The organism is Actinophytocola algeriensis (assembly GCF_014203735.1).
Classification (GTDB): domain Bacteria; phylum Actinomycetota; class Actinomycetes; order Mycobacteriales; family Pseudonocardiaceae; genus Actinophytocola; species Actinophytocola algeriensis.
In genome coordinates, this window is the sequence record NZ_JACHJQ010000001.1 from 1,270,847 (window position 1) to 1,289,107 (window position 18,261).

Genomic DNA, 18,261 nt, shown 5'->3' on the forward strand with positions numbered 1-18,261 from the left:
TGGGTGATCTGAACGCTGCCGCCGTTACCAAACGTATATACGGGTAGCACCTGCAACGAGGCGTGCCCGCAACAAAAATCTTGACGCGGCTTAATCGTTCTGATATCTACTGCAGAGGAGTTCATCCATGAGGATGCCGAGCTCTAGAGTTGCCGGACTCGCTGTACTGGCAACGATCTCCGCGCTCCTCCTCGGTGGCTGCCAGCTGCGCGAAGGTGCCGGCAGCGAGTACGGCGACCCACAAGGCATGTGGAAAACGGCCGGGCTACACGAAATGGGAAAAAACTGAATCGCGGGTGACCTGAACCATGCGACGCAGAATTGTTCGCTGGTCCGTTGCCGCGTTCCTCGTGCTCCTCGGCGCCGCCTGCCCGGCGGTCGGCGTCGCGATGGCGAGCGCGAGCCAGGCGCAGCCCGACCAGCAACGTGCCCAGCAGGCCCTGTCCGACCTCGACCGCGAGTTCCTCACGGTGATCAACTTCGCCAACCTGTGGGAGATCCCCATGGGCAAGCTCGCCACCGAGCGAGGCAACTCCCAGGCCGTCCGCGACACCGGCGCCGTCCTGGCCGCCGACCACACCAAGCTCGACACCGTCGTGAACCAGCTCGCGGACCAGTTCGGCGTCCGGCTGTCCGACCAGCCGTCGTCGTCGACGCAGGGGTGGATGGACGAGATCTCGAGCAAGAACGGCGAGGACTTCGACAACGCGTTCGCCGACCGGCTCCGCGCCGCGCACGGCACGGTGTTCGGTCTGATCGCCGAGGTCCGCTCCGGCACCCGCAACCCCGTGATCCGCGACTTCGCCACCCAGGCCAACGAGATCGTGATGAAGCACATGACCCTGCTCGAGGGCACCGGTCATGTCAGCGCACAGCACGGCATGTTCGCCGAGGCAGCGGCCCGTCAGCCCAGTTATCCGGAGAACACGTTGACACGTGGCGACCTACTGCTCGCCGGCCTCGTCGCCGTCCTGATGGCGGCGGCCACCATCGGAATCGTGCGGACCTTCAGCGCACCGGGGTCCACCGAATGATCGCGATCGCACTGCCCCAGCACGACATCGGCGTCCGCGAGGTCGCCGCCCTGTCGGCCAGAGCCTCCTACGTCTTCATGTGCCTGACGTTGTGCTGGGGCGTGCTGACCGCCACCGGCTGGATCAAGAGGCTCACCGGGCACCAGGCCATCCGCTCCGCGCACATGATTTTCGCGACCTTCACGCTCGCGACCGGCATCTCGCACGCGATCGTGTTCCTGCTGCTGCGCGAACAGGGCCTGGACGTCGTCGGCATCGCGGTGCCGTTCTCCGGCACGGCCCGGCACGCGCTCGGCATCCTCGGCCTCGAGCTCATGGTCGCGATCACGATCACCACCGGCATGCGGCGGTTCATCCGCTACCGCAACTGGCTGCGGTTCCACCAGCTCGCCTACATCGCGGTCGGCATGGTGGTCGTGCACTCGTGGTTCGGCGCCATCCACAACGGCCACCTCGCACTGCTCTGGCTCGGCGGCATCACGGTGCTGACCCCGGCCGTCACACTCACGGCACTCCGGTTCCTCCCACCGAAGATGCTGATCCGCGCGGGGCTGCTCGCAGCCGCCCCCGCCACCACCGGTACCCAGCTGGCGGTCGTCGAGCCACCGCCGCCAGGCCCGCGCGTCGGGCGGAAGGTACAGGTGAGCGTCGACAACCAGCGGTGCAAGCGGTACGGCATCTGCCAGGCCGAGTCGCCGCAGTTGTTCCAGCTCATGGAGGACGGACGACTGCGCTACGTCCGTGACCCCGACACCGACAGCCGCGCCCAGGCGCAGGCGGCGGCACGGTCCTGCCCGATGCAGGCCATCCAGTTGCAGGAGGTACGCACCCGATGAACCGGGACGAACGGATCGTCGTGGTCGGCGCGGGCCTGACCGGCCTTCGCGCCGCGGAACGACTCCGTGAGCTCAAGTTCGAGGGCGAGATCATGCTCCTCGGTGACGAGAAGCAGCCGCCGTACCACCGGCCGGCACTGTCCAAGCAGCTGCTCATGGGCTCGCTGCGGTCGAGCGACCTCACGCTGCCCGCGTACGAGGACCTCAACGCGAAGTGGCGGTTCGGCACGCAGGTCCGGCAACTGGTGCCGCACAACAAGGTCCTGCACCTGCCCGGCGGCGAGGAGCTGACCTACGACGGTCTCGTCATCGCGACCGGCGTGGAGGCCAAGCGCCCCAACGACCTGCCGTACTACGACCCGAGGGTGCTCGTGCTGCGCACCATGGCCGACGGGATGGAGCTGGAGCGCGTCATCGGCTCCACCAAGGGCCGCGTCGCGGTCGTCGGCGGCGGGTTCACCGGCTGCGAGATCGCCGCGAGCCTGCGCCACCTCTCCCGCGAGGTCACGCTCATCGGCCGCCAGGACACCCTGCTGGGCAACGTCCTCGGGCCCGAGCTCGGCCAGTGGCTGACCAACCTCCACCGCGACCACGGCGTCGACCTGGCGCTGGGCAACTCGGTGCAGGAGTGGGCGCCGGGGCCGGAGGGCATCGGGCTGCGGCTGACCGACGGCACCACCCTGCTCGCGTCCTGCGTCGTGGTCGCGGCGGGCACCGTGCCGCTGACCGGCTGGTTGCGTGGTTCCGGTCTGCCGCTGGACAACGGCGTGGTCTGCGAGCCGACCTGCCACGTCGTCGGCGCCGAGGACGTGGCCGCCGCCGGTGACGTCGCGCAGTGGCCCAACCTGCGGTTCGACAACGTGCCGAGGCGCGTGGAGCACTGGCTGAACGCGATCGAGATGGGCCGTGCCGCCGCGGAGAGCCTGCTCGCCGGGCGCACGGCCGCGGAGCCGTTCACGCCGATGCCGCGGTTCTGGACCGAGCAGTACGGCGTGCGCATCCAGGCGGCCGGGATGCCCAAGCTGGGCAAGGACATCATCACGCTCGGCACGCCCGACGAGGGCACCGGGACGGTCTACGGGTACTCCAAGGAAGGCCGTCTGTTCGGGGTGGTCGGCCTGGACTGCCCGTCGTCCGTGCTGGCCTGGACCGACAGCGTGAGCAGGCAGAACCCCGCGCCCAGGCCCCGCACGCCTGCCGAGCCCGCGCCCGCGGTGTCCGTGGGTGGCGGCGCCGTGAAGCGCGGCAAGGGGCGGCATGCGTTGCCCCCCAAGGACAAGCAGCCGCAGCGCGCGGAGAAGCGCGAGCACGAGATCGCGTTCGTCGAGGAGCCGCCGGGCCAGGTCGGCGTCGGCGCAGGTGCGGTGCCGACCGGTCGGCCGAAGAACGTCGTCGACTCGTTCAGCCGCATGCTGCCGGTGAAGGTCCGCCCGCCGCGTGGCGGCGCGGTCCCGCCGCCCGGCACCCCAAACCCGCCGCCACCCGGTACGCCCGTGCCGCCGCCGCCCGGCGTCCCGATCCCGCCGCCGCCCGCCGCGCGTGCGAACGGCGCTCCGGTGCTGCCGCCACCCGGTACGCCGGTCCCACCGCCCGTGCCCGGTGTGCCTGTGAACGGTGCGCCGGTGTCGCCGCCGGTGAACGGCAGGCCGGTGGCGCCCTTCGGTGGCGCGCCGCGCAACGGTCACCCCGCGCTGGGGCCGGCGCCGAGCGGCCGGTTCCCGGTACCGCAGGAGGCCGACCGGGTCGCACCCCCGCAGTTCCGCGCCGCACCCGGTCTCCCCGAGCCGCTGGCGGGCAGGCTGACCGAGGGCGACTCGCTCGCGATCGACGTGACCGGGCAGATGGCCCTCCTCGACGCGAACGGGCACGTCCGCCCGCCGGAGTTCCACGACCCGATGGCCACGTCCGCCACCATGATCGAGGGCATGCCACCCGCCACCCCGGACGGCCCGATCCCGCCTGCCCGCCGCGGCCCGAGCAGCTCCTACGGCGCGCTGCCGCCCGCCCGCCGCGGGTCGGACGGCTCGTTCGCGAAGGGCCCGGCCGACCCCTTCGACGGGCCGCGCGCGCGTGATGCGCAGGACTCCCGCGGCGGGATGCCCCCGGCCCGCCGTGGCGGGCCGGGCTCGCGCGGTGCCCTGCCGCCGGCGCGCGGCGCCGAGGATTCGTTCGGTGGCATGCCGCCCGCGCGTCGTGGCGGTGAGGACTCCTTTGGTGCCATGCCGCCTGCTCGTCGTGGCGGTGAGGATTCGTTCGGTGCCATGCCGCCCGCGCGTCGTGGTGCGAAGGATTCCTTCGGCGGGCTGCCGCCGGCCCGCCGTGGCGCGCAGGACTCTCCCTCGGGGCGTGCTCGCCGGAGCGCCGAGGACTCGTTCGGCTCGATGCCGCCCGCGCGGCGGGGTGCGACCGACTCGTTCGACACCCTGCCGCCCGTCCGGCGCGGCTCCGGTGGCTCGCGTGGCGACCTGCCCCCGGCCCGGCGTGACGCGACGCGGACCCGGCAGGGCGCCGACAGCGGCTTCGGTGGCGGGGCGCGTGGCCCCGAGGACCCGTTCGCCGCTCTGGCCGAGTCACTCGATCGGACGCCTCCGGTCGAGCGAAGCGTCGACGAGACCGTCGTCGAGGGCATGCCCCCGCGCAGGCCCGCCAAGAACGGGCCGACCAACGGTGGGCGTGCCGCGCGGCGCCGGGCTGAGGAGCGCCTGTCCAACAGCATGGATCCCGCGCTGAGCAGCATTCGCCTCGTGCCCGCGCTGCCGAGCATGGACGACTCGTTCGACCGGCTTCCCAAGCACAGCAGGCCCGATGACGACTACCTGGTCCGGCAGCGCTTCGGGCCGGAGGACTCCTACGACAGCATGCCTGCCGTCGAGCGTCCTGTTCGGTCTTCCGGGAGGCGGCGGCACGCCTGACCTCCACTTCCCCGGCCGCGTGCCGCCCTACGGAACAGGGTGGCACGCGGTCTGTCCTTTGAGGATGATCACCGTCCGCGAGAAAGATCACTCTTCGTGATCGCGCGTTATCCTCATCACCATTTGGGAGGTACCGCTCAGGGTGTAGTAGTGGCAAAGTTGTGCACCGCACACAACTTAAAGGGAGTTCGTGTTGATCTGTGACGAAACGCCGGCGGTCGTCCAGTGACCACCGCAACCCGAACGACCAGCTATTTCACCACACGGCAGCATGAACGGCTGCGCGACCAGGTCCGTGACTTCGCCGAGGTGAAGGTCGCGCCGCGAGTCGGTGACATGGAGGCGGCCAAGTCCGTCCACGTGGAGCTGTCCCGTCTCATCGCCCAGCAAGGCTGGCTCGGCGTCACGATCGACCCCAGATATGGGGGAATGGGCCTCGGGCACCTCGCCAAGACGATCATCATCGAGGAGTTGTCGCGGGTCAGCGGTGCCATGGGCGCAATGGTCCAGGCCTCTCAGCTCGGGGTCGCGAAAATCGTCCACTTCGGCAATGAGCAGCAGAAACGGCGCTGGCTGCCGATGGTTAGCGACGGCCGTTGCATGCCGACGATCGCCGTGACGGAACCCGAATCCGGCGGGCACGTCCTCGGCATGTCCGCTACCGCCGAACGGGTGGGAAACGAGTATTTCCTCAACGGCAGAAAAGTGTTCGTCGGGAACAGTCATGTCGGTGATCTGCACGGCGTGGTAATGCGCACCGGACCGGGGTCCCGTGGACTGTCCGCGTTCCTCGTCGACTCGTCGGCGCCGGGGTTGTCACTCGGCCGCCACCAGCCGGCCATGGGACTGCACGGGTTCAGCTTCGGTGAGCTGATCTTCGAGAACTGCCGGGTACCGGCGGAAAACCTGCTGGGCTCCGAAGGGGACGGCCTCGCCGTGGCCTACTCCTCGAGTGTCCTGTATGGACGGCCGAACCTGACCGCGGTGTCGCTCGGCATCCATCGCGCGATCGTCGAGCAGACCCTCGAGTTCGCCACGCGGCACGGGCGGTACGGCAAGTCGCTCGCCGATCTCCCGACTGTCAGACAGAAACTGGGGCAGATGCAGTCCCAGCTGATGACCGCGCGGCTCGCCGCCTACCACGCCGCGCACCTGCTCGACGAGGGCATGCCCTGCGACGCGGAGCTGATCAGCGCGAAGCTGCTCAACGTCGAGTCCTCTTTGGACAGCGCGCGCACGGCGATGGAGGTGCACGCGGCGCACGGGCTGTACCCCGACAGCAACATCGAGCGCTTCCTGCGCGATGCCAACCACATCTACGCGCCGGCGGGCACGTCGGACATCCAGCGGATCCGCCTGGCCGAGGTGGCGCTCGGCACCTACCGGGAACAGTGGTCGGCGCGGTTCTCCGAGCAGCTGCGCGCGAGCAGCGGGCTGCTGAACGGGGTGGCCCGCGCCGCCGACGAACCCATCACCCACGACAGCGAGGACTCGGAAACGGTCCCGTCCCGCTGGTGGCGGCGCTGAGGCCCTGAAGGGCGCCTCCGGACGCTCGACGTCCAGAAGGGACCCTCCAGGGCACCGGGGTCAGCGCAGTTGCTGCTCGCGGCGGTGGATCAGGTCCATGACCTCCGCCGCCATCGACTTGATCATCTCCAGGCCGGGCCGCCCCCAGCTGCTCTCTTCCGTGTTCACCACGCAGATCGTGCCCAGCGCGGTGCCCGTGCGGTCGATCAGCGGTGCGCCCATGTAGGCACGCACACCGATCGAGTTCACGACCGGGTTCACCGCGAAGCGCGGGTACGCGCACACGTCGTCGAGCACCAGAGCCTTGCGCCGCACCACGACGTGCGGGCAGTAGCCGTGTTCGCGTGACATCGTCCTGCCCGGCGTCGCACGGGACGCGGACGACGCCGCCTCCAGCGCGTCGGCCTTCGCACTGTCCGGTCCGTACAGCCCGGCGAAGTACTGCTCCTCGTCACCGACGAAGTTGACCATCGCGTACGGCGCGTTCGCCGCGGAGGCGAGGCGCGCGGCGAACTTGTCGAACTCCGAGTCCGGCCGGTCACCGAGGCCGAGCTGCGCCAGCCGGGCGAGGCGCTGCGGGATGTCGGGGTCGTGCGGCGCCGTCAGCAGTCGCGGGTCGAGGATGTCGTGGTTCATGACTGGTGACTCCGAATCATCGGGGGATTGGCGGCACGGAACTTCGCCAGAACGGATTCGAGCAGGGTGATCAGCACGAGGCTCGCCGAGTGGGCCTTGCGAGCGTCGCACCGGACGAGCGGCACGTGCGGCTTCAACGCCAGCGCCTGCCGCACCTCCTCGTCCTGGTAGCGGTACCCGTTGTCGAACTCGTTGAGCGCCACCAGGAACTTGATGCCACGCCGCTCGAAGAACTCGACCGCGCCGAAGCAGTCGGCGAGCCTGCGGGTGTCGGCGAGCACCACCGCGCCGAGCGCGCCCCGGGACAGCTCGTCCCACATGAACCAGAAACGGTCCTGGCCCGGCGTGCCGAACAGGTACAGCACGAGGTTCTTGTCGGTGAAGGAAAGGCGGCCGAAGTCCATGGCGACCGTCGTGGTCGACTTGCTCTCGACCCCGGCCACGCTGTCGGTCGCGATGCTGGCCGCGGTCAGTGTCTCCTCTGTGGTCAGTGGCTCGATCTCGCTCACCGCGCCGACGAACGTCGTCTTGCCGACGCCGAAACCGCCCGCGACGAGGATCTTGACCTGGATGGGGAACAGCTCAGACGAACCGTCGGAGGCCATCAATCACCGCCTCCAGAATGGCTGGGTCGTTGGAGTAGGACTCGCTCGGCGCGAACTTCGCGATCACCGCGCCCAGCTCGATCAGGTCGGACAGGACGACCTTGGTGACGGTGACCGGCCTGCGCAGCAGCGCCGCCACCTCGGCGACCGAGGTGGGTGACGCGCACAGCTCCAGCGCTTTCGAGTGCTCGACACCCAGCTGGCTCTTGCCGACCATGCCGCGGCCGGTGGCCCGTACCAGCGACATCAGGTCGAGCGGTGTGCTCGGTTGGGTCCGTCCGTTGGTCATGGCGTACGGGCGTACGCCGAACAGGTCGGGGTCGTCGGCCTGAACCTCGTCCGGACCTCTCATCGTCAACGGGTTCCATTGCCCTGGTGCGCAGCCTGGTGTGTGACGTGGTAGCGCGACGGGGTCGTGAGCACCGCGGGCACCTGCGTGCACAGCCGCTGCATCTCGTAGCTGAGGATGCCCGCGTCGACCTCCCTGGCGGCGAGCACCGCGAGCACGCTGCCCGCGCTCGCCGCCGTGACGAACAGGATGATCTCGTTGAGCTCGGTGATCACCTGCCGGACGCCGGCACCACTGGGGTCGTCGCCGGAGAACTTCTTGCCGACCTGGTTGGCCAGCGAGCACATGCTGCTGGCGAGGGCCGCGAGCCGGTCCGCCCCGTCGATGTCGAGGCCGTACCAGTACTTCGGGATGCCGTCGACCGACAGCAACAGCGCGCTGTGCGTGTCGGGTACCGCCTCAACCAGCCGGCGGAGCAGCCAGTTCAGGTCGTCGGCCATGTCGTGGAGTCTCCTCTGTTCGTGCCTTCACGGTTCTGCTCGGCGAGCCAGTGGTCCCGGCCAGCCTGGACGGTCTTCATGAGGTTGGTGTTGTGGCCCGGCACGGGCTTGGTCATCTGCGGCGGCTCGAGCAGCTCCTCCCGCAGGTGGCTGCCCCTGCGCTGCGGCAGCGGCGGTGGCGCCTCGCCGGAGGCGGCCGCCGGGACGGTCAGCGGGACACCGCCCGAGACGGCACCCGGGTCGGCGAGCTTGGCGGCGTCCTCGGCGGAGATCCCGCCCGTGCCGCCGCTGCGCAGGTCGTCGTAGGACCGGCCGGGCGAGCGCGTCGGCAGCTTCGGCAGCTCGGGCGCCGCGTCGGCGACCGTCTCGGCGGGCGTCTGGCGGGGGCTCTGCGGCCGGATCGGCCCGAGTCCGGGGGACGCGGTGGCGCCGACGGCCGCGACGGGCACGGGCACGGGTGCGGGCACCGACGCGGGCGCCGGTTCCGGCCTCGGCATCGGTGACGGCTTCGGTGTCTGCGCGGGGGCCTGCTGCCGTACCGGCGGGAGCGACGGCGACGAGGCGTCCGCGGCGCTCAGCTGCTCGGTACGGCGCTTCTGCAGCACCGACTGGGGTGCGGCGCGGTGCCTGGCGTCCTCCGCGGGCTCCGGCTCGCTCAGCAGCTGTGGCGGGATGACCACGGCCGCCGCGATGCCGCCGAAGATGTTGGACTGCAGGCGGACGCGGATGTCGTGGCGGCGCGCCAGCTCGCGGACCACCGCGAGGCCGATGCGGCCGTCCTCGAGCAGCTCCGAGATGTCGATGCGGGTCGAGCCGTCGAGCAGGTGGTTGATGCGCTCGATGTCCTCGTAGGACATGCCGAGGCCGCGGTCCTGCACCTCGATCGCGAGGCCCGCGGTCACCTTCTGCGCGCGGACCTCGACCTTCGGGCCGTCCGGCGAGGTGAAGCGGGTCGCGTTCTCCAGCAGCTCCGCGAGGAGGTGGATGATCTCGGCGACCGCGTGGCCGTGGATCTCCACGTCCTCGACCGGCACGATCGCGATCTGCCGGTAGTGCTCGGCCTCGGACACCGCGGCGAGCAGCAGCGCGTACACGCTGACCGGCTTGGTCGACCTGCGCTGCGGTGACTCACCGCCCAGCACGGCCAGGTTCTCGCCCTGCCGCCTGGCCAGCGTGAACAGGTGGTCGATCTCGTAGAGGCCGTCGAGGAGCTCCGGGTCCTCGTTGTCCTGCTCCAGCTCGTCGATCCGCTTGATCGCGCGGTTGATGAGGGACTGCAGGCGCCGCGCCAGCTTGACGAACACCTCGCGCCGCTGGCCGGGGTCGTCGGTGATGACGATCTGGTTCTCGCCGGGTCGCGTCCACAGCGGTGCGGGTTCCGGTGCGCGCGTGACCACCTCGACGGGGCGCTGCTCCGGCGCCAGGGCGGGTGCCTGCTGTTGGTGCTGCTGCGGCGGTGGTGCCTGCATCGGCGCCCGTGGTTGGGCGGGTCTGCGGGCCAGCGGTGTGACCTTGCGGACCGCGGACATCGCCGCGAGGAACGCCACGAGCACCGCGACCACACACCCGGCGACGACGCTGACCGACACGGTCAGCGCGTCGGTGGTGTCGGTCGCGACCATCAGCACACCGGCGCCGCCGCCGAGCACGACGACGGTCAGCAGGAACAACCCGATGTACAGGAGTCTGGTCTGCAGGCGCTCGATGCCGTCCGCGTAGGCGGTCTGCATGTCGTTCTCCACCCTGATTCCCCAGGGCGGGGTAGGCGTCTCAGACATCGGGTCCTTCCTGTCGCGAGGAGGAGGCAGCACGAACCGACGCGTGTCGAGCCGGAAATCGGAGCAGAGCCTACCGCAAACGGACTAGTGAACTTTGGCCCTGTGCTGGGAATTTCGCGTTACCACACCGGCCGGCGCGCATGTGCGCAGTTCAGCCCGGTGACACCACCTGTCGAAGCAACGTAGCGAGAATTCCCCGGTCCACAGTGGACGGTTCAGCGGCGAGCCAGCCGCCGAGTTCGCGGACGAACCGCTCCGGTGTGTGCCCGAGGCCGTCGCCCACGGTGATAGTCCCTGCTCGTCCGGGGTAGATGAGCAGTGCGCCACGGATCTCCGCGTCGGGCAGCAGTGCGCGGTAGGCGGCGAGCCGTTCCGGCAGGTGGACACTGCCGCCGCGGAACGGGTGCCCGTTGCGCAGCACGGTCCCCGTGCCGTCCACGTCGTAGTGTCCGGGCAGCCACGACTTCGACTCGATGAGTACCAGCCGGTGCCCGCACAGCACCGCGTGGTGGAGGTCGGCGAACACGGAACCCTCTTCCGCGGCGAGGCCGTGGCAGATCCGCACGCCGGGAATCCGGGTCAAATACCGCGACAGCAGGTCCGCTGTCAACCGTTCCGCGACCTCGTCCTCCTCCGTGCCCGGCGAACCGAACACCGTCCGGTTGCCGAACTCGGCGGTGAACTCCCGGTCGATCCGTTGTGCGGCAAGGTATCTTCGTCCACATTCGACGGTCGCCGCGCCGCCGACCAGCACGGACAAGATCAACAACCAGGCGGGTGCGCCGAGGAGAGCCGTTGCCAGCACGAGGAAAACGGCCGCGCCCGCCACCGCCAGCATGACCGTCCGACTCGGACCGTCACGAGGTTCGAGCCGGACGTGCCGCTCCCGGCGCACCTCGTCCCACCAGGGGATCGTCTCGGGTTCGATGACGGGCAGGGTGGGTGCGTGCGGCGCGGCCTGCCGAGGTCTCCGCGTCCGGACCGGCGGTGGCTCGTCTTCTGGTTCGTATTCTGGCTCGTGGTCGTTGCTCGGGTGGTCGTTGCTCGGGTGGTCGTTGCTCGGGTGGTCGTTGCTCGGGTAGTCGCTGCCCCGGTGGTCGTTGCCCGGGTAGTCGTCGCCCCGGTCGTAGCCGGCGCGCCGCTCGGGATCGGCGAGGGTGTCGTACGCCTCGCGCAGGAGCCGGAACGCGCCCGCGGTGCCGCCCGCGTCGGGGTGCATGGCCTTGGCGAGTGCCCGGTACGCGGACCTGATCTCGGAGGTCGACGCGTCGCGCGGCACGCCGAGCAGCTCGTAGTAGTCGATCCCGCGCACTGGTCCGCCTCCCCGGATTCACAAGTGTTGGTCCCGACCAGCGACACCGTCGGACCGCAGGCGGTTGGTGGCTGAGTGCCGTCCCGTTCCCCTGAGGTAACTGCGCGGCACAAGATTAAGGCCAGCCCGGAACGGGTGAAAACGAGGTGGTCCGGCGTCACCGGATCGGTGGAACGCGGGAACAACCCGGGCCCGCCGGGGATTGAACGAGTAGTACTCGACGAAAGGCGACCCATGTCCCGCGAGATGAAGACGCCAGGCCCCGACCACCCGATCACCGTCGAGAAGAACCCGGCGCGCGTGACGGTACGGGTCGGCGACCAGGTCGTGGCCGACACCACGGCGGCGCTCGTGCTCCAGGAGTCGAACTACCCGGCGGTGCAGTACATCCCGCTGGCGGACGTCGACCCGGCCCACATCAGGGCCACCGACACCACCACGTACTGCCCGTTCAAGGGTGACGCGTCCTACTACACGCTGGTCACCAAGGACGGCGAGCACACCGACGCCGTCTGGACCTACCGCACCCCGTACCCGGCGGTCGCCGAGATCGCCGACCACGTGGCCTTCTACCCGAACAAGGTGGAGATCACCCAGAGCTGAGCCGCGGCCACGCCAGCGTGCGCTGTGCGTGGCCGAGCACGGAGACGTGGCCTTCCCCCGGCACGAGCGCCCGCTCGGCGCCGGGGCTCTGGCCTGCCCGCCACGACGCGTGGGCCGCCGGGATCGTGCGGTCGTCGGCGCCGCGGCGTCACGGTTCGGACGAGACGACGATCCGCCATCCCGGGGACGGTCGTAGGACACCCAGCGCAACCCTGGTTCGAAAGTGGCTCCGGGGGTAGTCCCGTGTTGGGAGTTCCGTGGTGCCAGAGAACGACGAGGTCGCCCCGCCCGGCGTCGTACGTGTGCAACGCCGGGCGTCGGCGAGACGCAGGTCGGCCTCCGTCACGAAGGCACTTCAGACGGGAGGTCGTCGTGACGGACAGTCCACTGTGGAAGCTGGGCCGGGTCGTGCTGGTCGTGGTCGTCGTGGTGGCCGCGCTGATGTGGCTGGTCGCCCAGGTGCCCGCCCTGAACCCGTTCACGACCGAGACCAAGGACCGCACCGGTCCCGCGCTGCTCCAGTCGGTCCGCGACCTGAGCCAGTACCACGCCGCGGAGGGTGACTTCCAGGTCGTCGTCGACGTCGAGCACGACGTCGCGTGGGTGCCCGGCTTCATCGCCGGGAGCCGGGCGCTGTTCGTCGCGCACGGCTCCGTCAGCGCCTACATCGACTTCGGCACGCTGTCGGACGAGGCGCTCACGGTCGACGAGGAGCGCAAAACCGTCGAGGTCCGCCTCCCCGACCCGAAACTCGCGAAGCCGAACATCGACCAGGAGCACACCTACCTGTACTCGCAGGACCGCGGCGCCTGGGACCGGGTCAAGTCTCTGTTCGAGGAGTCCGACCAGCGCGAGTTCTACGTGCTCGCCGAGAAGCGGATCGGCGACGCCGCCAAGGAGGCCGGGCTGACCGTCCGCGCGGAACGCAACACCCGCCAGATGCTGACCGGCATGTTCACGTCGCTGGGCTACAAGCCCCGGTTCCCGGCCGACGACAACGCCTAGCGGGTCCCGGTCCAGCCCGCCGGGATGTGACCGAGGCGCACGCGTTGCGGGTGGTCGCCCACCGGCACCGACGCGACCTTGCGGCCCGTCGCGAAGTCGATGGACGTGACGCGGTCCGAGCCGCTCTCGGACACCACGCACGCGCTGCCGTCGCCGGACACCGTGGCCCAGTACGGTTTCGACGCCGTGACCAGCGGGCCCTCCCGCAGCGACGCCCGGTCGACGACCGTCGCGTAGTCGTCCATCGTCCCGGCGACGCACAGCTTCGTGCCCGCCGGGTTGATGGACAGGCCGTGGTGGCGCGAGTCGTTGATCCAGGTGGTGCGGTCCTCGCTGGTCGCGGGGTTCTTCGGCAGCACCTTGTCGCGCGTGATGCGGTCGGTCGCCACGTCGTACTCCAGGAACCCGTTGTAGAACGACACCTGGAAGTACAGCTTCGACTCGTCCGGTGTGAACACCGCGGGCCGCACGGCGTCGGACAGGTCGCCGCGGCCGAACGCGTCGAGCCGCTGCCGCATGTCGACCACCCGGACCTGCTGGAACGTGGTGGCGTCGGCGATCGTGATGCGCCGGTCGCCCTTCGTCCAGTCCTGCGACGGGTCGTCGAACGCGGTGTTGACCTCACCGATGGAGGAGTTCCACACGTACCGGCCGCCGTCGGTGAACACGTTCTCGTGCGGCTTGTCGCCGGTGCGGAACGAACCCAGCTGGCGGCCGGTCACGATGTCGAGCACGTGCACGGTGTTCGACGTGGACGCGGACACGGCGACCTTCGTGCCGTCCGGCGACACCGCCATGTGGTCGGAGCGGAAGCCCGACACGGGGAAGCGCCAGTTCACGCCGCCGTCGGCGAGGTCGATCGACACCACGTCCGCGAAGCTCGGCCGCGACACGACGACCGCGGAGCCGTCCGGTGTCGTGTACATGTCGTCGACGAACTGGTCGTGGCCCTCGCCGACGGTCTCGCGGATGCCGAGGAAGTAGGCGAGCCGCACCGGGTTCAGGTAGATCTCCCAGAGCCGCGCGTCCCTGTCGGGGATGACGTTGATCCGGCCGATCCTGGTGAGGTCCGGCGTCGACGCCACCACGTCGGCCGTGCCCTCCCAGTTGTTGCCGACGATCAGCACCTCCCGGAGCGGGACCGCGTGTGCGGACGGTGCGAACGCGGTGATCGACACGGCGGCGAGTGCGGCCGCGAACAGGGGACGCCACGTCATCGGAGCCTCCGAGCAGGGTGTTACCGTTCGGTAGCTCACAGCAAACCAGCGCGCCATGGGACCGCGGTAGGCGTTGACCGCCAACACGTGCCGCGCCGGTTGTGGCTCGCGCACAAGGCGGTGGCTCGGAGGATGGGCGAGGACGCGCTCGCGGTCGTGTTGACGGCGCTGGCCGCCGACCCGGCCCTCGTCGACGAGGTGGTCACCGCGGCGCGCGAGGCGTCACCGGAGGTCGCGCGGCTGCCCGAGTCGGAGAACCGTCGCCACATCGCGGTCGTGGTCGCCGCCGCCATCGCCGCGGTCGAGGACCCGGCCGAACCGGGCGACGAGGTGTTCGCGGCCGCCGAGGCGCTGGGCGCGGACCGTGCCGCACAAGGGATTCCCCTCGAGGCACTGCTGCGCGGCGTGCACGCGGGACGCACCAGGGCCGTGGACATCGCGGTGACCCACGCCCGCGAAGCCGGGGTCCCGCCCCAGGAGATGCTCGACGCGCTCGTGCGGTTCAACAGGCACGCCGGTGCCCTTGAACGGCACGTGATCAGCGGTCACCACCGCGCCGAGCTGACCGCCAGGGACGCGCACACGCACGTGCTGCGCAGGCTGCTGCACGGCGCCGACCTGGCCGACGAGGAGATCGCGAGGGCCGGCCTGCGCCCGGACGGCCGGTACCACTGCGTGCTCACCGACGTGGCCGACCCGGTCCGCGCCAGGACCCTCGAACCCCGCCTGGCTGCCTCGGGCGGCGTCTTCGGCCTGGTGGAAGGGCGGCTGGCCGGGCTGTCCGCCCGTGCGCCGGTGCTGGACGACGTGGCGGACCTGGTGATCGTCGCCCCGGCCGCCGCGCTGTCCGAGGTCCGCACCCGGTACGACCTGTGCCTGACCGCGGGCCGCGCCGTCCCCGGTCTGCGGGGTGTCCACCAGCTGACCGACCTGGCGGGCGAGACCGCACTGGCGGCACAGCCGGTACTGGCCGGTCTCCTGGCCACGGAGTACCTGGGTGCCCTCGACCGCACGGATCCCTTCCACCGGCAGCTGGCGAGCACCGGCATCGCGTACCTCGACCACGGCCAGCGCCTCGACCAGACCGCGGAGGCACTGCACGTCCACCCGAACACGGTCCGGTACCGGCTGGTGAAGCTGGGCGAACTGACCGGCACCCGCCCGGCCCCGACCACCGTGCCGGAGACGCTGCGCTGGTGGTGGGCGCTACACACCTGGCTCGGCTGACCGCGCCACCGCCGCGATCCTGGTGAGGAGACCCGGCCGGTGCAGCGCCTTGCGGAAGTGGTCCTGCCGGTCGTCGAGCGACGCCCCTTCCAGGTCGTCGTCGAAGAGGTCGGCGAGCGCGGTCCACAGCCGGTGCCGTTCGAGGCAGAGCCTGCCGATCGTCCTCGCCGACGAGGTCGTGGGGTCGAAACTCGCGACGAGCACCGACCGCCTGACCGGCATGCTCCACACCGCGCCCATGGCGTTGGGGCAGGTCGCGTCGCCCTTCGGCCTGCGGTCGAGCTGGTGGAGCGCGGCCGCGAGGACGGCCATGCGGTCGTTGCAGGTCGCGATGTACTCCTCCGCGAGCCGGTCGACCATCGCGATCGAGTCGTTCATCGCGGTGCGCAGGTCGCGCAGCGCCACCTCGCCGACCGCGTTGGCGTAGCGCGTGTAGAGCCCTTCCTGGCTGAACGTCGGCAGCCCCACCCCACCGCCGTGGAGTTCCTCGGCGAGGAAGAGGTCCGCGTCGTGCCTGGTGCGCCAGTCCCGGTGGCTCACCGAGAGCCGGGCGATCTGGCGCCAGGCGCCGCACTCGAGCGCGTGCCACGCCTCGAGGTCCGCCGGTGTGCCGCCACCGGCCGTCGCCCGGTTCGCCCACAGCTCCGCCATCCGGCGCGCCGTCCCGGCGATCAGCCCGACCTGGTAGGACACCAGCTCCCACACGTGCGTCCGCAGTGGCCGCAGCGGCACGGGCCGGGTGGGGGAGAAGGTGACCATCTCGAAGTTGCGGAACTCCGGGGTGCCGCGGAGCGTCGCGAGGTCGGGGTCCTCGTACAGCAGCCACGACCGCCGCTGCGCGAGGTAGCCGCTGTGGCTGCCTGCCGCCGCGCGGTGGAGGTGGCTGATCGCGAGCTTGCGGAACGGGATCCGCGAGTCGTCGTTCGCGCGGGCCGCCGGCTCGAGGAGCGGCACCGCGCAGATGCACGCCACGTTGTAGTGCTCGTGCCAGCTCGCCCTGCCGAACCGGGGGATCAGGGCGTCGATGGACCGGCGCAGGCGCTTCTCGGTGGCGGGCCAGGTGCCTTCGGTGAGGAGACCGGAGAGCCACGGCGGGGCGGGTGCCTTCTTCCAGACCCGTTGGTACCGGATGGGCGCCCCGGCGCCCGCCTGTGCCATGGCGCGCCGGAACACGGCCCAGATCAGCGAGACCTGCAGGCCGCGCAGGGTGACGATGGCCGACGAGTCCCGTTGCGCGAACCGGCGGATCCAGCGCGAGTAGCGCGGGTAGTCGGTGATCAGGCGTTCGAACTCGTACTGGCTGAGCGTGCACAGGTACTGGCGCAGGACGGCCGCGCGGTGTTCGCGTTCCGTCCGCGACAGGGCGCTCAGCCCGTCGGTGGCCAGCACCATGTCGCGCGTGAGCTCGTCGGTGAACGGCAGGCTGTCCTTCCTGATGTGGTCGCGCAGGGTGTACCGGTCGAGCCTGCGCTGGGCCAGGTCCCGCAGGTACCCGCGCTGCCGCTGGCGCGCGTTCCAGTGCGGCTCGTGCCCGCACTCGTTCTCCCGGAGCCACCACTGGTCGGCGATGCGGTCGCCGTGGCCGAGCATGAGTGCGTGCCGGAACCGGGCGACGAGCAGCGCCACACCCTGGTGGCGGTGGGCGCGGGACCGTTCCTCGCCGAAGTCGGCACCGTTCCACCACCTCGCGAGACCTTCGTTGCCCCGGCTGCAGATGGTGATCACGTCGTCGTAGGTGACGAGCGCGTCGAGGTGCATGTTCATCCGTTCCTGCAGCTGCGCGATCTCCAGCCGGATGTACACGTTGGCCGGGTCCAGCCGCAGCGCGCGGTAGAACTCGGCCAGTGCCTGGTCGAACCGGCGCTCGGCCTGGAACTGGTGCGCGCGCTGGTAGGCGTCGAAGAGCTCGCTGGGGAAGGCGTAGCCCCACCAGCTCGCCCACTGCGGGCGGCGCTTGCAGATCCTGCTGCGCGGGAAGATCTGCGCCGCGACGGAGTTCGCCGCCCGTTCCAGGACCCGGTCCCAGGTGGTGTCCTCGATGATGAGGGGCGCCGCCGCGAACTTGGGCAGCCGCATCAGCTCGACGACCAGTTTCGGCCGGTCCGCGGTCGCGACGGTGCCGGTGACCCGGTACGCGGCGGGCGGTCGCAGCAGCCGCAGCGCGCGGGCGGCGATCTTCCACCAGCTCGCCGTGGCCGCGTCGCCCACGTTCTCCACGACCTGGAGGAAGTCGTACGAGCCCGCGGCGCCGGGCAGTGCCGCCGGGCTGTAGATGCGTGACTCGGTGAGCTTGCGGGTGAACCCCGCGGTCAGCTCCCGCGCGGAGGGCGCCGCGCCGTCGCGGTCGTCGGCGAACTCGCTGACGTCCACGTGCAGGCCACGCGACGCGCTGCCCTCGATCCTGGCGCGCCCGAAGGAGTACATCGCGAGCAACGCGGTCAGCACGAGCAGCGCGGGTTGCACGACCACCCAGGTGACCGTCGTGGACACCGCGGTGGGCGCGGCAGGCGCCGGGCGGTCCGACACCAGCAGGTAGGGGCCGACGATGAGGGCCGCGCTCGCGAGCACGCACCCCGCGAGGCTGAGCCACCACAGCCACGGCCGGGCCTTGGGCAGGTCGGCGGTGGTCGCCCGCGATGCCGGGTCGCCGTTCCTGGGCATCGGATCCCCCTGTCTTCGTTCCCGGGGGATCGGGCGGACGGCAGCGGTCGTTAGCGGCGTAGTCGGGTTGTCCAGGATCTGTCCTGGCGGCGTCTTCGCTCGCGCAACTTTTGTTCCAG

At 70.6% G+C, this 18,261-nt stretch carries 15 protein-coding genes; 7 read left to right on the top strand and 8 right to left on the bottom strand.

Annotated elements, in window-relative coordinates:
• Positions 1-308: 308 nt before the first annotated feature.
• From FHR82_RS06015 to FHR82_RS06030, 4 genes are all read left to right on the top strand, one after another.
• Positions 309-1,034, top strand: coding sequence for a DUF4142 domain-containing protein (locus FHR82_RS06015; RefSeq protein ID WP_184809165.1), 726 nt, complete (start codon positions 309-311; stop codon positions 1,032-1,034).
• Positions 1,031-1,870, top strand: coding sequence for a ferric reductase-like transmembrane domain-containing protein (locus tag FHR82_RS06020; RefSeq protein ID WP_184809166.1), 840 nt, complete (start codon positions 1,031-1,033; stop codon positions 1,868-1,870). The genes FHR82_RS06015 and FHR82_RS06020 overlap by 4 nt, the downstream gene beginning before the upstream one ends.
• Positions 1,867-4,782 (top strand): FAD-dependent oxidoreductase, encoded by a 2,916-nt coding sequence (locus FHR82_RS45695; RefSeq protein WP_225943934.1) that lies wholly within the window; start codon positions 1,867-1,869, stop codon positions 4,780-4,782. The genes FHR82_RS06020 and FHR82_RS45695 overlap by 4 nt, the downstream gene beginning before the upstream one ends.
• A gap of 225 nt (positions 4,783-5,007) precedes the next feature.
• Complete coding sequence (locus tag FHR82_RS06030; RefSeq protein WP_311770899.1) at positions 5,008-6,309, top strand: acyl-CoA dehydrogenase family protein; 1,302 nt, start codon at positions 5,008-5,010, stop codon at positions 6,307-6,309.
• A gap of 60 nt (positions 6,310-6,369) precedes the next feature.
• On the opposite strand, the gene FHR82_RS06035 is transcribed toward FHR82_RS06030, so the two are convergent.
• The 6 genes from FHR82_RS06035 to FHR82_RS06060 all read right to left on the bottom strand — a co-directional run bounded on the left by FHR82_RS06035 (position 6,370) and on the right by FHR82_RS06060 (position 11,429).
• Positions 6,370-6,945: a GAF domain-containing protein gene (locus FHR82_RS06035; protein ID WP_184809167.1), complete on the bottom strand. Its 576-nt coding sequence runs from the start codon at positions 6,943-6,945 to the stop codon at positions 6,370-6,372.
• A complete protein-coding gene (locus FHR82_RS06040) occupies positions 6,942-7,550 on the bottom strand; it encodes a GTP-binding protein (protein ID WP_184809168.1) in 609 nt (202 codons plus the stop codon). The genes FHR82_RS06035 and FHR82_RS06040 overlap by 4 nt, the downstream gene beginning before the upstream one ends.
• A complete protein-coding gene (locus tag FHR82_RS06045) occupies positions 7,528-7,902 on the bottom strand; it encodes a DUF742 domain-containing protein (RefSeq protein ID WP_184809169.1) in 375 nt (124 codons plus the stop codon). The genes FHR82_RS06040 and FHR82_RS06045 overlap by 23 nt, the downstream gene beginning before the upstream one ends.
• 2 nt (positions 7,903-7,904) lie before the next feature.
• On the bottom strand, positions 7,905-8,339 hold the full coding sequence (locus FHR82_RS06050) for a roadblock/LC7 domain-containing protein (protein WP_184809170.1): 435 nt from the start codon (positions 8,337-8,339) through the stop codon (positions 7,905-7,907).
• Entirely contained in the window at positions 8,324-10,117 is a 1,794-nt protein-coding gene (locus FHR82_RS06055; RefSeq protein WP_184809171.1) for a sensor histidine kinase, read from the bottom strand. Before FHR82_RS06055 ends, FHR82_RS06050 begins: the two co-directional genes overlap by 16 nt.
• 151 nt (positions 10,118-10,268) lie before the next feature.
• Positions 10,269-11,429, bottom strand: a complete 1,161-nt coding sequence (locus FHR82_RS06060; protein ID WP_184809172.1) for a J domain-containing protein — start codon at positions 11,427-11,429, stop codon at positions 10,269-10,271.
• 234 nt (positions 11,430-11,663) lie between these two features.
• Between FHR82_RS06060 and FHR82_RS06065 the strand changes: the two genes are divergently transcribed.
• Both FHR82_RS06065 and FHR82_RS06070 read left to right on the top strand, forming a co-directional pair.
• Entirely contained in the window at positions 11,664-12,032 is a 369-nt protein-coding gene (locus FHR82_RS06065; protein WP_184809173.1) for a DUF427 domain-containing protein, read from the top strand.
• A gap of 372 nt (positions 12,033-12,404) precedes the next feature.
• Entirely contained in the window at positions 12,405-13,037 is a 633-nt protein-coding gene (locus tag FHR82_RS06070; RefSeq protein WP_311770900.1) for a DUF4230 domain-containing protein, read from the top strand.
• On the opposite strand, the gene FHR82_RS06075 is transcribed toward FHR82_RS06070, so the two are convergent.
• A complete protein-coding gene (locus tag FHR82_RS06075; protein ID WP_184809174.1) occupies positions 13,034-14,254 on the bottom strand; it encodes a YncE family protein in 1,221 nt (406 codons plus the stop codon). The two genes, FHR82_RS06070 and FHR82_RS06075, sit on opposite strands and share 4 nt — an antisense overlap.
• Before the next feature lie 87 nt (positions 14,255-14,341).
• On the opposite strand from FHR82_RS06075, the gene FHR82_RS06080 reads away from it, so the two are divergent.
• Positions 14,342-15,481, top strand: a complete 1,140-nt coding sequence (locus FHR82_RS06080; RefSeq protein ID WP_311770901.1) for an RsbRD N-terminal domain-containing protein — start codon at positions 14,342-14,344, stop codon at positions 15,479-15,481.
• Here the strand turns inward: FHR82_RS06080 and FHR82_RS06085 are convergent.
• On the bottom strand, positions 15,461-18,142 hold the full coding sequence (locus FHR82_RS06085; protein ID WP_184809175.1) for a tetratricopeptide repeat protein: 2,682 nt from the start codon (positions 18,140-18,142) through the stop codon (positions 15,461-15,463). The two genes, FHR82_RS06080 and FHR82_RS06085, sit on opposite strands and share 21 nt — an antisense overlap.
• Between the last annotated feature and the right edge of the window lie 119 nt (positions 18,143-18,261).